The sequence below is a fragment of the Domibacillus sp. 8LH genome, assembly GCF_038806185.1.
GTDB lineage: Bacteria > Bacillota > Bacilli > Bacillales > Domibacillaceae > Domibacillus > Domibacillus indicus_A.
On sequence record NZ_JAVJNG010000009.1, the window covers coordinates 1 to 14,102 of the forward strand.

The 14,102-nt window shown below is 44.6% G+C and carries 13 protein-coding genes and 1 riboswitch; of the genes, 8 read left to right on the forward strand and 5 right to left on the reverse strand.

What is annotated here, in order from left to right:
• Nucleotides 1-302 precede the first annotated feature (302 nt).
• Together RG959_RS12175 and RG959_RS12180 are read left to right on the forward strand one after the other, a co-directional pair.
• Complete coding sequence (locus RG959_RS12175; RefSeq protein WP_251270609.1) at nucleotides 303-1,100, forward strand: hypothetical protein; 798 nt, start codon at nucleotides 303-305, stop codon at nucleotides 1,098-1,100.
• A 119-nt stretch (nucleotides 1,101-1,219) separates the two neighbouring features.
• Nucleotides 1,220-1,936: a metallophosphoesterase family protein gene (locus tag RG959_RS12180; protein ID WP_251270608.1), complete on the forward strand. Its 717-nt coding sequence runs from the start codon at nucleotides 1,220-1,222 to the stop codon at nucleotides 1,934-1,936.
• Between the two features lie 202 nt (nucleotides 1,937-2,138).
• On the opposite strand, the gene RG959_RS12185 is transcribed toward RG959_RS12180, so the two are convergent.
• The gene (locus tag RG959_RS12185) at nucleotides 2,139-2,654 is read right to left on the reverse strand and encodes a hypothetical protein (RefSeq protein ID WP_342797351.1); all 516 of its coding nucleotides are present in this window, start codon (nucleotides 2,652-2,654) and stop codon (nucleotides 2,139-2,141) included.
• A 143-nt stretch (nucleotides 2,655-2,797) separates the two neighbouring features.
• A riboswitch (TPP riboswitch) is annotated at nucleotides 2,798-2,913 on the forward strand.
• 111 nt (nucleotides 2,914-3,024) lie between these two features.
• Here RG959_RS12185 and thiC point away from each other — a divergent pair.
• The 4 genes from thiC to RG959_RS12205 all read left to right on the forward strand — a co-directional run bounded on the left by thiC (nucleotide 3,025) and on the right by RG959_RS12205 (nucleotide 8,789).
• Complete coding sequence (thiC, locus tag RG959_RS12190; protein ID WP_342797352.1) at nucleotides 3,025-4,758, forward strand: phosphomethylpyrimidine synthase ThiC; 1,734 nt, start codon at nucleotides 3,025-3,027, stop codon at nucleotides 4,756-4,758.
• Nucleotides 4,759-4,859: 101 nt separating this feature from the next.
• Nucleotides 4,860-5,996 (forward strand): tRNA epoxyqueuosine(34) reductase QueG, encoded by a 1,137-nt coding sequence (queG, locus tag RG959_RS12195; RefSeq protein ID WP_342797353.1) that lies wholly within the window; start codon nucleotides 4,860-4,862, stop codon nucleotides 5,994-5,996.
• Nucleotides 5,997-6,023: 27 nt separating this feature from the next.
• Complete coding sequence (gene trmL, locus RG959_RS12200) at nucleotides 6,024-6,497, forward strand: tRNA (uridine(34)/cytosine(34)/5-carboxymethylaminomethyluridine(34)-2'-O)-methyltransferase TrmL (RefSeq protein WP_342797354.1); 474 nt, start codon at nucleotides 6,024-6,026, stop codon at nucleotides 6,495-6,497.
• Between the two features lie 408 nt (nucleotides 6,498-6,905).
• Nucleotides 6,906-8,789: a PrkA family serine protein kinase gene (locus RG959_RS12205; protein WP_242232445.1), complete on the forward strand. Its 1,884-nt coding sequence runs from the start codon at nucleotides 6,906-6,908 to the stop codon at nucleotides 8,787-8,789.
• Nucleotides 8,790-8,821: 32 nt separating this feature from the next.
• Here the strand turns inward: RG959_RS12205 and RG959_RS12210 are convergent, their stop codons facing one another.
• A complete protein-coding gene (locus RG959_RS12210; RefSeq protein WP_242232444.1) occupies nucleotides 8,822-8,998 on the reverse strand; it encodes a hypothetical protein in 177 nt (58 codons plus the stop codon).
• 70 nt (nucleotides 8,999-9,068) lie between these two features.
• On the opposite strand from RG959_RS12210, the gene yhbH reads away from it, so the two are divergent.
• Together yhbH and wrbA are read left to right on the forward strand one after the other, a co-directional pair.
• Nucleotides 9,069-10,205, forward strand: a complete 1,137-nt coding sequence (yhbH, locus tag RG959_RS12215; RefSeq protein ID WP_251270602.1) for a sporulation protein YhbH — start codon at nucleotides 9,069-9,071, stop codon at nucleotides 10,203-10,205.
• Nucleotides 10,206-10,276: 71 nt separating this feature from the next.
• Complete coding sequence (wrbA, locus tag RG959_RS12220; protein ID WP_342797355.1) at nucleotides 10,277-10,873, forward strand: NAD(P)H:quinone oxidoreductase; 597 nt, start codon at nucleotides 10,277-10,279, stop codon at nucleotides 10,871-10,873.
• Nucleotides 10,874-10,902: 29 nt separating this feature from the next.
• Here the strand turns inward: wrbA and RG959_RS12225 are convergent, their stop codons facing one another.
• The 3 genes from RG959_RS12225 to RG959_RS12235 all read right to left on the reverse strand — a co-directional run bounded on the left by RG959_RS12225 (nucleotide 10,903) and on the right by RG959_RS12235 (nucleotide 14,093).
• Nucleotides 10,903-12,204: an NCS2 family permease gene (locus RG959_RS12225; RefSeq protein WP_342797356.1), complete on the reverse strand. Its 1,302-nt coding sequence runs from the start codon at nucleotides 12,202-12,204 to the stop codon at nucleotides 10,903-10,905.
• Between the two features lie 115 nt (nucleotides 12,205-12,319).
• Complete coding sequence (locus RG959_RS12230) at nucleotides 12,320-12,931, reverse strand: nitroreductase family protein (RefSeq protein ID WP_342797357.1); 612 nt, start codon at nucleotides 12,929-12,931, stop codon at nucleotides 12,320-12,322.
• A 163-nt stretch (nucleotides 12,932-13,094) separates the two neighbouring features.
• Complete coding sequence (locus RG959_RS12235; protein WP_342797358.1) at nucleotides 13,095-14,093, reverse strand: inorganic phosphate transporter; 999 nt, start codon at nucleotides 14,091-14,093, stop codon at nucleotides 13,095-13,097.
• Between the last annotated feature and the right edge of the window lie 9 nt (nucleotides 14,094-14,102).

Consider the following 14,102-nt stretch of genomic DNA (forward strand, 5'->3'; position numbering starts at 1 on the left):
GGCGGAATTGGCAGACGCGCTGGACTCAAAATCCAGTTCCTTCACGGGAGTGCCGGTTCGACCCCGGCCGCCGGTATTAAACGGCGTAACCCTTCAACATTTGTTGAAGGGTTTTTTCGTGTTCAAAACCGCTGTGTTCTTCTTAACCAAATAAAAAATTCATTTGTGATTACATCGCTTCTAATGACACGTTTACGATTATTCATCTAGATAAATAGTATCAACTGTGATGTATATTGTTTAAAATCCCTTCAAATCGGTAATATCCTTATTAACTTAAAACTTAAACTGGAGGGGTATGTATGAAAACATCTACTATGGGTATCATTATCGGATCTTCAGCTTTGGCATCAGCAGGAGCTGTAAAAATGACAAAAGGGTATAGCAATAAGAAGCAAATGGCTGAAAACCGGAACCAAAAATTTAGTGCAGTAAAAGAAGTGAAAAAAGGAATTAAAAATGGGGTAAAAGCTGGTACCGGAAAAACAGCAGACCTTATTAAAACAGGGGTTGAAACTGAAGAAGAGATGATCAAGGGCGGTATTAATAAAACCATCCAGGGAGTAAAAACTGGAATTGAAGCACAGCAAAAAATGATGGAGAAAGAAAAAGAGATGCTTGACCGGATGAATTCCTCTCTTCAGAAAAAAGAAATGACGATGGGTGTAGTAGTTGGTTCTACCGCATTACTCACTACTGGAATTGTTTTAGCTTTAAATGCATTTCAGCAAAAACAAGAATCAGGAGATACGGACTCTGGTACAGTGGGTAAAATCGGCAATGGTTTAAAAGCAGGAACGACAAAAGTGGTAAAAGGCATTAAAAATGGTATTGCTTCTAAGAAAAACGAGCAAACCATGGTCGTTGAGAAAACAAAATTTATTGATGACAAGTCCACTGAACTTAAAAAAGACGAAGTGGAGAGTGTTGATTCAGAAAAAGCAAAAGAATATGAAGGGCTGACGGGACTAGATGCCCAATACCGCGATGAATGGCAGGCAAACGGGTTTCCGCAGACAAACGCCGAATTAAAAGCGCTTGAAGAAGCCGAGGGATCTGATTCTTCCGCTCCGCAAAAAGAAAAAAATAACCTTCGGTAAAACATAAAGCTCACCTTTATTGGTGAGCTTATTTCTTTACAGTAAAAAGCCTGCTTGTCATAATTTTTTTATACATATCGGTTTTCTGCTTTAAAATTATAAAGAAAAGGATGTTGAAAATGAAAGCAGCTTTTATCTCTGATGTTCATGGGAATGCAGTGGCCCTTCAAGCTGTGTTAAATGATCTTAAAACGAAGCAGGTAGACAAAATTTATGTACTGGGCGACCTTTGTTACCGCGGGCCGGAACCGAAGCGGTCACTGGAGCTGATTCAAGGGCTTCAAACAGAAGTGATTAAAGGGAATGCGGATGAATGGGTTGTGCGAGGTGTTCACAAAGGAGAAGTAGCAGAGGCAGCGCTGGAGCTGATGAATCAAGAGCGTGACTGGACTGTATCACAGTTAGAAGAAGCGGATATCGATTACCTAAACGCTCTTCCAACAGAGCTTCATCTTGATCTGGACGGTGTGGCGGTTCATGCTTTTCATGCAGCGCCGGACAGCTTATTTACCGTAGTTTCTTCTTCCGAGCCTGACGAGGTGTTAGAAACGAAATTAATGCTTTCTGAAAGTAATGACGTATATATCTACGCTCATATTCACAAGCCTTATATTCGATATATAAAAGGAAAGATCGTCATAAATATCGGCAGCGTCGGTCTCCCGTTTGACGGCGTTAAAAAAGCTTCATACGCTATTGTAGAAACAGACGGACACCGGATCAGCACTTCCATTGAACGGGTGGAATTTGATGCGGACAAAGTGATGAATCAATACAAAGAAGTGAATTATCCAAACCAAAATATGCTGTCTGTCATTCAGAATGCTTCTCTTTAAATAAACAGCCTCTTCGAAGAGAAGAGGCTGTTTCGCAGGGAGAAACCGTTTAAAAACATCTAAAGGGCGGATTGCCATCGCATTAGATGGTGATTGGTTATCGGTCACAAGGTGAATGGAAAACGGGGATTGGTTTGCTTTTCTATTCAAAAAGTGAGTTTCCCAATCCTGCGCCTTGAAAAAGAGTCTCACTTTTTCAAGGTTAAAAATATTTTTCGTCATTAAAGGCAATGGTAACTGTGTAATTTTTTGCATTAATTAAATTAGAAAGCTTATGAGCTTCCCGTTCAAGCTGAATCGCTTTTTGCCGATAGTCCTCAGGCTCGAACAGAGCTACTTTATAAACAGTGGTGCTCTCCGCATAACCGTATTGGATTTCCTCCTTTGGAGAAGCGCCCATTTCCTTGCAAAGCCGTGCTTCTGCACGAAGCTGCGTCGCCCATTCAATCGCTTCTACAAGGGGAACGGTTTCGTTTTTAAAGGAAACGGTGTTTTCGCTATTGGCTTTGTACATGAGCCGGTCCAGTGTGCGCGCGTCTTTTCGAACTTCTTGAAGTTCTGCTTCTACAGTGCTTACGGTCCGTACAGGAGTTGGAATAGAATCACCTTTTTCAATCGTTGTGTAAGCAACGCGGCGTAATTCTTCCTCCAATTCATGCACTTTTTTAGTTAAAATACTTTTTAACTTCACCGCTTCTGCTAAAGAAATAGTCTGCATTGCATTGCCTCCGTTCGCCTGATAAAAAACTAGTTATAAGCGTAGCATTTGAAGGTTTTTGGGGCAAATAAATAGCATTACATGGAAAAAATGCTTTACAGATTATTTTTATCGTGTTACAGTTTGTACACAGCTTCATAATTTACAACTGCTAGGGGTGTCCGTTCGCCGGACTGAGAGAAGAGCGCGCTTTAAGGCTCTTTAACCCTTCGAACCTGATCTGGCCAGTACCAGCGTAGGGAAGTAGGGACACGGTTTTTAAGCCGTTCATTAAACTATTTCACGGGTTCTTTTATTTTAAAAGAACCCGTTTTTATTTTTTACGTGTCTGTGTCCAGATCGGTTTCAGCAGTCCAGGGAGGAAAATAAGATGAATCGTTTGAAAAGTGAAAAAATCGATCTGCAGGCACAATTTCCAGCAAGTGAAAAAGTTTACGTCGAAGGAAGTAAAACGGACATCCGGGTTCCATTCCGGCAAATTAAATTAAGCGACACGAAAACAGATGCAGGAACCCATTCAAACGAACCGATCACCGTTTATGACACAAGCGGTCCTTATTCAGAACCGGGTTTTATTGCAGACGTACATAAAGGGCTGCCGCGCGTAAGAGAGCAGTGGGTAGCAGCCAGAGAAGACACAGAGCTTTATGAAGGAAGAGAAGTAAAGCCGGAAGACAACGGGGTCAAAGAAGCGGAATCGATGTTTCAAGCGGATTTTGTACATAAACCAAGACGGGCGCTTCCTGGCCAGAACGTAACTCAAATGCATTATGCGAAAAAAGGCATAATCACACCGGAAATGGAATATGTAGCGATTCGTGAGAACATGGACGCAGAAACGATTCGGGAGGAGGTTGCTTCCGGCCGTGCGATTATTCCGGCCAATATTAACCACCCTGAAAATGAGCCGATGATTATTGGCAGCCGTTTTCATGTAAAAGTCAATGCAAATATTGGTAACTCGGCAGTAAGTTCATCTATTGAAGAAGAAGTAGAAAAAATGACGTGGGCAACGCATTGGGGTGCGGACACGATTATGGATCTGTCTACAGGAAAAAATATTCATGCGACAAGGGAATTTATTATCCGCAATTCGCCGGTACCGGTTGGCACTGTGCCGATTTACCAGGCTCTTGAAAAAGTAAAAGGCATAGCAGAAGATTTAACGTGGGAAGTATATCGGGATACACTTATTGAGCAGGCCGAGCAGGGAGTCGATTATTTTACGATTCACGCCGGCGTACTGCTTCGCTATATTCCAATGACAATTAAGCGGACAACTGGTATTGTTTCACGCGGTGGTTCGATTATGGCGCAATGGTGCCTGGCTCATCACCAGGAAAATTTCTTATACACACACTTTGAAGAAATTTGTGAAATTTTAAAAGCGTACGATATCTCGGTTTCTTTGGGAGACGGCCTTCGTCCGGGATCGATTGCCGATGCAAATGACGAAGCTCAATTTGCGGAACTTGAAACGCTTGGCGAACTGACGAAAATTGCCTGGAAACATGATGTGCAGGTAATGATCGAAGGACCAGGACATGTACCACTTCATAAAATCAAAGAAAATATTGATAAAGAAATTGATATTTGCCAGGGCGCGCCGTTTTACACACTTGGTCCGCTGACAACGGATATTGCACCGGGATATGACCATATCACTTCTGCGATCGGTGCAGCGATGATTGCTATGCATGGCACGGCGATGCTTTGTTATGTGACACCGAAGGAGCATCTTGGCCTGCCGGATAAAAATGACGTTCGTGAAGGGGTCATTGCCTACAAAATTGCTGCTCATGCAGCGGATCTTGCCAAAGGCCATCCGGGAGCTCAGAAAAGAGATGATGCTTTATCAAAAGCGCGCTTTGAATTCAGATGGCATGATCAGTTTAATTTATCGCTTGACCCGGACCGGGCGCGCGAATACCATGATGAAACCCTGCCGGCAGAAGGAGCAAAAACGGCTCATTTCTGTTCAATGTGTGGACCAAAATTCTGCTCGATGCGTATTTCTCATGATTTGCGTAAGCAGGCAGCCGAAGAAGGCATGAAAGAAAAGTCGAAGGAATTTGTAGAAACAGGAAGCCATATTTACAGCTGACATGCTCGACTTTATCGCCTTTTTATGAAATAATAAGAAAAACGATAAACAGGCAGACGGGATTCCCGTTTGCCTATTTTCTATGGAACGGAGGAGAAGAAATGTACCGGCAGTTAAAGCAGGAACTGATTGACTACAGCAAAGAAATTGGCATCGATAAAATCGGATTCGCTGCGGCCGATCCGTTTCTTGAATTAAAGCAAAAACTGGTACAGCAGCAAGAACTGGGATATGCATCCGGTTTTGAGGAAAAAAATATTGAGAAGCGGACAAACCCGGCACTCTTGATGGATAGTCCGCGTTCGATTATTGCCATTGCGCTTGCTTATCCATCGAAGCTGGAAGGAGCTCCGAAAGGGAAAAAGGGAGAGCGGCGCGGCTTGTTTTGCCGAGCGTCCTGGGGAGAAGATTATCACCTCGTTCTGCGCAGAAAGCTGGAACAGCTGGAAGTATTTTTAAAAGAAAAAATGCCAGATGTCCAAACGAAATCAATGGTTGATACAGGTGAGCTGTCTGACCGTGCTGTGGCGGAGCGGGCCGGCATCGGCTGGAGTGCAAAAAACTGTGCGATTATTACACCGGAGTTTGGTTCATACGTGTATTTAGGTGAAATGCTGACCAATATTCCTTTTGAACCGGACACGCCGATGGAAAGCCAGTGCGGCACGTGTACGAAATGTATTGACGCCTGCCCAACAAGTGCACTCGTTCAAGGAGGACAGCTTAATTCTCAGCGGTGTATCGCTTATTTAACGCAGACAAAAGACTTTTTGCCGGAGGAATTCCGTAAACATCTCGGAAACCGGCTGTACGGCTGTGATACGTGCCAGACCATCTGCCCGGCCAATAAAGGGAAACACACATTAAACCATAAAGAAATGACACCGGCACTGGAAGAAGTAAAGCCGCTGTTAGAGCCGCTTTTATCGATGAGCAACAAGGAATTTAAGGAGCGGTTTGGCGCGATGTCTGGTTCATGGCGCGGCAAAAAGCCGATTCAGCGAAATGCAGTCATTGCATTGGCTCATTTCAGGGAGCCATCTTCGCTACCGGCCCTTGCTGCTCTGCTTCACAACGATCCACGTCCAGTTCTTCGTGGTACAGCAGCTTATGCTATTGGGCAGATTGGCGGCATAGAAGCAGAGTCCCAGCTGTTCAAAGCACTAGAGCGCGAAGAAAATGAGACAGTGGTGGATGAAATTAAAAAAGCACTCGGACAGATTGGTTCCGTGTTATAATGATGAGTTGAAAAGGAGTGAAGTTTTGTGGCAGTTCATGTAGTGCTATACCAGCCGGAAATCCCGGCCAATACCGGAAATATTGCGCGGACGTGTGCGGCGACCGGTACACCGCTTCATTTAATCCGCCCGCTTGGATTTTCAACTGACGATAAAATGCTTAAGCGTGCCGGGCTGGATTATTGGGAATTTGTTGATATTACGTATTATGATTCTCTTGAAGAGTTTTTTGAAAAAAATCCAGATGGAAATATGTATTATCTTTCAAAGTTCGGTAAGCAGGATCACGCTAAGTTTGACTACAGCGATACAGAACAGGATCATTATTTTATGTTTGGCAAAGAAACAACGGGTCTTCCAAAAGATTTGATCGCGGCCAATATGGACCGCTGTCTGCGCATTCCAATGAATGAGCATGTCCGCTCGCTTAACTTGTCCAACACGGCAGCCATTCTTATATACGAGGCACTTCGCCAGCAAGACTTCCCAGACCTGTATTAATACAGAAAAGCGCAAGTCGGCCATTCGGGACCGGCAGCTTATGACCGAGGAGCTGGCCGGCTGGAGCAAAAAAGTGCAAGACGCTCTAAGTTGAATGATGGTTATAATCACATATCTTTTTAAAAAAAAGCTGTACCGAAAAAATCGGTACAGCTTTTTTTATTTCGCGCCCGGTTTGTCGTTGTAGCCCGCTGTGAAAATCGCTGATAAAAAAGCAATACATACGAAAAGAACACCTAATAATCTCATGGAAAGAAACCCCTTTCTGTAGCGTAAACGCATTCATTTTTCCCTATTATACCGGATGCAATATTGAATGTGAACGTTTCTTTTTCTCATAAATGGTTTCGCCGGCGCATAAAATCCGATAAATACGCCCATTAGAGTGCGGAGCGGAGGGAGCTAATTATGACGATACTCGATAAAATTCAATCAAGCCGTGCCGAAGAAGAAAAGCTACGCTGGGAAGGAACATTCCGGGAGTATTTGGAGCTTCTTAGAGAAAAGCCGCATATTGCAATGCCTGCGCATGCGCGTATATACAATATGATTCGCTCATTCGGTATGACAGATGGAAATTATGACTTTTTCAGCCGCGAGCTTTTTGGTCTTGAAGAACCGATCCAGCGTCTTGTAGAAGAGTATTTTCATCCGGCGGCGAAAAAGCTGGATGTACGCAAACGGATTTTGCTGCTGATGGGGCCAGTTGGCGGAGGGAAGTCCACAATTGTATCAATGCTTAAGCGGGGACTGGAGCAATACACCCGCACAGATGCCGGCGCCGTATATGCCATTAAAGGCTGCCAGATGGCAGAAGATCCGCTTCATCTAATTCCACGGGATCTTCGGGATGACTTTTATGAAGAGTATGGTATCCGCATTGAAGGATCATTGTCACCGCTAAATGCCTACCGGCTTGAGCATGAATTTGGAGGCCGCATTGAAGAAGTGCCGGTTGAGCGTATTTTCTTCTCAGAAGACCGACGCCGCGGCATTGGAACGTTCAGTCCATCCGATCCGAAATCACAGGACATTGCGGATTTAACCGGCAGCATCGATTTTTCAACGATCGCCGAGTTTGGATCGGAGTCTGATCCGCGTGCCTACCGGTTTGACGGAGAATTAAACATTGCAAACCGGGGATTAATGGAATTCCAGGAAATGCTGAAGTGTGATGAGAAGTTTCTGTGGCACCTGCTCTCACTAACCCAAGAAGGTAATTTCAAAGCCGGCCGGTTTGCCTTAATCTCGGCAGATGAAATGATTATTGCCCATACCAATGAAACAGAGTACCGTTCCTTTATTGCAGATAAAAAGAATGAAGCTCTTCATTCCCGTATGATTGTTATGCCGGTGCCATACAACCTCAAGGTGACCGAAGAAGAAAAAATTTATGAAAAAATGATACACGAAAGTGAAGCGGCTTCCATTCATTTTGCACCGCATACGTTCCGTACTGCAGCCATGTTTACCATCTTAACGCGCTTAAAAGAATCGAGCCGGGCAAACGTTGATCTTGTGATGAAGATGAAGCTTTATGACGGAGCAGTGGTAGAAGGATTAACGCCGCTTGATGCTATTGAACTCCGAAAAGAACATTCAGATGAAGGAATGGATGGAATCGATCCGCGGTATGTGATGAACCGCATTTCTGCAGCCATTATTAAAAAAGGAACCAATTCGATCAATGCACTGGATGTGCTGCGCTCATTAAAAGACGGCCTGGATTCACATCCGTCCATTACAAAGGAAATGCGCACGAAATACTTGCAGTTTATTTCCGAAGCGAGAAAGCAGTACGATGAAACGGCGAAAAAAGAAGTTCAAAAAGCCTTTGTTTACTCATATGAAGAATCGGCCCGGGCATTAATGGACAACTATTTGGATAATGTGGAAGCATACTGCAACAAGGTGAAATTAAGCGATCCGCTCACAGGTGAGGAAGTCAGTCCGGACGAGCGTTTAATGCGGTCGATCGAAGAACAGATTGGCGTGTCAGAAAACGCTAAAAAAGCATTCCGCGAAGAAATGCTGATTCGAATTTCCGCTTATGCACGCAAAGGGAAAAAATTTGATTACCGGGAGCATGATCGGCTTCGAGAAGCGATTCAGAAAAAGCTGTTTTCCGATTTAAAAGACATTGTTAAAATTACCACTTCGTCTGTTACGCCGGATGAACAGCAGCTGAAAAAGATGAATGAAGTCACAGCACGCTTAATTGACGAATGCGGCTACAATTCTGTTTCAGCCAATGAATTGCTTCGCTACGTTGGAGGACTTTTAAACCGATAACCAAAAGAAAAACCCGGTTGCAGGCAGCCGGGTTATTGTTTTCCATCGGTTGATTCGTCAAATTGAATCGGGTCAGGCTGTCGCTCATGCTGCTTCAGCTCTTCATTTGTCCGCTGGCGCTCCATTTGACGGCCAAGGATTTCCATGTCTTCAAAGCTTGTGACCATTGAATTCATAGGCTGTTCTTCACGCTTCTTTAAATTCATCATGAGTCACCTCGTTATTCTTTTATACTAGTTTACCCTTTTTGATTGGAATAAAACCCGGGGAGGAAATGAAATGGACACATCCTATCATTTATCAGAAGAAGACTGGTCACTCCACCGAAAAGGCTATGATGACCAGGAACGCCATCGGCAAAAAGTAAAAGAAGCGATCAAAAAAAATTTAGCTGATATGGTGACTGAAGAGCAAATTATTATGTCGGACGGCAAGCGGACAGTGAAATTGCCGATCCGTTCGCTTCAGGAGTATAAAATCCGTTATTCCGATGAAAAATCCAAGCATACCGGACAGGGAAAAGGAGAAGTTGGAGACGCCATCGCCCGGGCAGGCGGTGATGAAAAAAGTGCGGCCGGCCAGGGCAAAAAAGCAGGAAACCAGCGCGGGGAGGATTTTTATGAAGCAGAAGTCAGCATGGCTGAAATTGAAGATGCTCTGTTTTCTGAGCTGGCCTTGCCAAATCTCGCTGAAAAAGAAAAAGCGGAATCGGTTATTACGGACTGGACCATTAATGACATCCGTAAAACGGGTGTAACCGCACGAATTGATAAAAAGAAAACATTAATGGCAGCTTTTAAGCGAAACGCACTGGCGGGAGAGATGTCTTTTTTCCCTGTCCGCCCAGAAGACCGTCGTTTTCGTTCTTTTACCGAAGAGAAAAAGCCTCAGTCTAAAGCCGTGATTTTCGCGATGATGGATACGAGCGGAAGCATGGGGCCGTTTGAGAAATATATCGCCCGCAGCTTTTTTTTCTGGATGACCCGTTTTTTAAGAAAAAAATATACAACGGTTGATATTGTATTTATTGCCCATCATACAGAAGCGCTCCAGATGGAAGAAAATGATTTCTTCACTAAAGGAGAAAGCGGCGGAACCATTTGTTCATCTGCGTACCGGCTGGTGCTGGAGCTGATGGAAAAAAAATATTCGCCGGAACGGTATAACATTTATCCATTTCATTTTTCTGATGGCGATAATCTTGCTTCAGACAATCCCCAGTGTGTTGCATTGCTCGAAAAAATACTGCCGCACTGCCGCATGTTCGGCTATGGGGAAGTAAATCAGTACAACCGGACCACACCACTAATGTCTGCTTTTCGAAAAGTCCAAAACCCGCTGTTTAAATCCTACGTCATTCGTAAAAGAGAAGACGTTTATCCGGCACTTTCCTACTTTTTTCAGCCGGATAAATAAAAAGGTTTTGTTTTTTTCTTCAGCGGGCAAACTCAGTAGGAGGAAACCACGCATGAGGGGGAGAGCAAGAGATGACAAATTTAGCGGTGATTTATTACAGCATGACCGGTACAAATTTTCAATTGGCGAACTGGGCGAAAGAAGCGGGAGAAGAAGCAGGAGCGAATGTAAAAGTTCTTAAAATTCCAGAAACGGCACCCGCGTCGGCCATTGAAAAAAATGATGCCTGGAAGGCACATGTAGAAGAAGCAAAGGATACTCTGGAGGTGACGCTGGATGATTTAGAATGGGCAGATGCCATTGTATTCAGCGTTCCAACAAGATACGGCAATGTACCCGGTCAATTCAAGCAATTTATCGATTCAACCGGCGGCCTGTGGGCAACCGGAAAACTGGCTAACAAAGTTGTCAGCGCTATGACCTCAGCTCAAAACGCTCATGGCGGACAGGAGCAGACGATTCTTCAACTGTATACAACCATGTATCATTGGGGAGCCATTATTGCAGCGCCCGGCTACACAGATCCTGTCTTGTTTGAAGCAGGAGGAAATCCATATGGTACAAGTGTATCAGTAGGAAGAGACGGCATGAAAGAAAACGTAGAAGCCGCGGTCAAGCACCAGGCGAAGCGTACCGTCTCCATTGCCAGCGCTTTATCCTCTTTATAAAAAAATCCGCCCCATATGGGCGGATTTTTTTAGTGCGGTAAAAATAACAGCTGGTAGAAAAACAGCACCGCAAAAATATAGACAAGCGGATGCACCTCTTTATAGCGTCCCCGTGCGATTTTCACAAGCGGGTACGATACAAAGCCAAGGGCAATTCCTGTTGCAATACTTGATGTAAGCGGCATGGTTAAAATAATCAGAAACGCAGGGAACGCTTCATCAAGCTCATTCCAATTTACTTTCGCAGCATTTTGCATCATTAAGCAGCCAACAATAATCAGCGAGGGAGCTGTAATCGCCGAAATACCGGATACAGCTGAAACGAGCGGACCAAAGAAAGCAGCCAGAATAAACAATCCAGCAACGGTTACCGATGTAAGTCCGGTTCTTCCTCCGGCTGCAACGCCTGTTGATGATTCAATATAAGCACTGGTCGGGCTCGTACCAGCCATCGCACCGATGGATGTAGCAACAGAGTCCGCTAAAAGCGCTTGGCGCGCGCGAGGCATTTTGTTTCCTTTCATCAAACCAGCCTGCTGGGCAACACCGACCATTGTGCCGGTTGTGTCAAAAATCGTGACGAGCAGGAAAGAAAAAACAACTGCATATAAGCTGTGGCTGACAACGTCACCAAAGGCTGTAATAGGATTTAAAGCTACCAGCCCATCCGGCATGGACGGCATGCCGACAAAGCCCTCCTTAAACGAAAGCTGGCCGGTAAAAAAAGCAGCAAGCCCCGTAATGATCATACCGATGAATAGGGCGCCGTTCACACCGCGAACCATTAACACAATGGTAACCGCAAGGCCAAACAAAGCCAAAAGCGCGGACGGGCTCTGCAAATCGCCCAGCTTCACAAGATTGCTCGGATCCGGACCGATGATACCAGTCAGGCGAAGCCCAATAAAAGCAATAAACAAGCCAATACCGGCAGAAATACCGTGCTTTAAATTTTCGGGTATAGCTTCGATCAACTTTTCACGAAGCGGTGTTAAAGACAAAACGACAAAAAGAAGACCTGAAATAAAAACAGCCGCAAATGCTGTTTCATACGTAATGCCGCCATGCGACCCGACAACTGAGTAAGCGAAATACGCATTCATTCCCATACCAGGTGCAATCGCAATTGGGTAGTTGGCGAACAAGCCCATCCAAAGTGTTCCGACAACCGCTGCAATGATTGTCGCCGTAAACACTTGCTCAAATGGGACACCGGCATCTGACAGAATAATCGGGTTAACTACCACGATATACACCATTGTCAGGAAGGTTGTTAAGCCGGCAAGCAGTTCCGTTTTAACGGTCGTGCCATGTTCATTCAATTTAAACATTTCTTCATTCCTCCACAAACAAGCATTAAAATCCCTTGTTAATACTAGACGTTTTCTGCAGGAGGTGCAAGAGGCAATTCAAAAAGCCGCTCTCTACGAGAAGCGGCTTTTTGAATTATTCTGCGTAGGTAATCAGCTGGTTGATCGGAAGGCGGTCAGTAGGGCGGCCTTCCTGAAGGGCTTTACCGACTGTAATCAGCATCGTTGGCAGGTAACGTGCAGGCACGTTAAACGATTCTGCCAGCCCGGAAGCATTGAAGCCTCCAATTGGGCATGTGTCATATCCTTTTGCCCGTGCAGCCAGCATAAACTGCATCGCAGCCAGCGATGAATTTAAAATGGCCCCGTCGCGCGGGTACTCAGCGCGGTTGTAAGCTCCGTTAATTTGGCCGGCTAAAATTTCTTTTAGCTCAGGTGTCATTTCGCCGCTTTCAACCTGTGGATCAAAAACCGGATCCACATTTAAATTGCCTTGCAAATCACCCATAATACAAATAACAGCAGAGGCATCCACAATTTGCTGCTGATTGTAGGCGATTGGCAATAACTTTTTCTGCACGTCTTTTCCGTGAAAAACAAGGAAGTGCCATTGCTGTAAATTCCACGCAGATGGTGCCCGTCCTGCTACTTGAAGCAATTCTGTTAACTCTTCCTCTGATATACGTGCATTCGGATCGTATACCTTTACCGAACGGCGGCCAAGGGCTACTTCAAAAAAATCTGACATAAACAAAAATCCCCCTATATCGTCATTTTTCGCAATAAAAGCGAAAAAATGGTTCGTCTATTACTTTTCGTAAGTGATATTCGCTTTTCACTTTAATCAATATATGTTCATTCGTCAAGAAATCGGATTTTTTTAAAAAAGCTGAACCAGAAATTGGTTCAGCTTAGAGAAAGATATTCAGTATATAGTAGCTGATGGCTGCGATAGTAGCAGTTATCGGCAGTGTGATGACCCAGGTGATCAGCATGCGCTGAGCAGTATCCCATTTAACTCCTTTAACACGGTGGGCAGTACCAACACCAAGAATAGAAGAAGAGATCACATGGGTTGTGCTGACCGGCAAATGAATAAGCGTGGCGCCAAAAATAATCATTGTAGATGAAAGATCGGCCGCTACACCGTTGACTGGGCGGATTTTCATAATCTTGCCGCCAACAGTTTTAATGATTTTCCATCCGCCGACTGACGTACCAAGCCCCATTGCCAGCGCACAGGAAACCTGTACCCACAGCTGGATATCTGTTGACTGCTGGTAGTTACCGGCAATTAATGCCATTGTAATAATCCCCATCGCTTTTTGTGCATCATTCGTACCATGGGTATAAGCCTGTAGAGCAGCAGTCGCAATTTGGAACCGACGGAAATTCCGGTTTGTTTTCGCCAAATTGTTGTTTTTAAATACGACTTTAAAAATACTATACACGATAAAGCCGATCGCGAAAGCAAGCAGCGGCGAGATAATAAGCGCTTGAAGAATTTTGAAAAAGCCGCCGTAATTTAATGCCTGGAATCCGGCAGCTGCAATCGCCGCTCCCGCAATAGAGCCGATAAGGGCATGAGATGAACTGCTCGGAATACCGTAGTACCATGTAAGCAGGTTCCAAAAAATAGCGGCGATTAAAGCCGCTAAGATGACAACCAGCCCGTTTTCAAGCATAAACGGATCCACAATATCTTTTGTGATCGTTTTTGCTACCCCAGTGAACGTCATGGCGCCTAAAAAATTCATAAAGGCGGCCAGTATAATAGCGCGCCGCGGCGTAAGGGCTTTTGTTGATACAGCTGTTGCAATCGAGTTAGCCGTATCGTGGAACCCGTTAATAAAATCAAACGCAAGCGCGAAAATAACAATCAAAATAGTAATAAGAAATAATGTATCCAACGGTCAAGA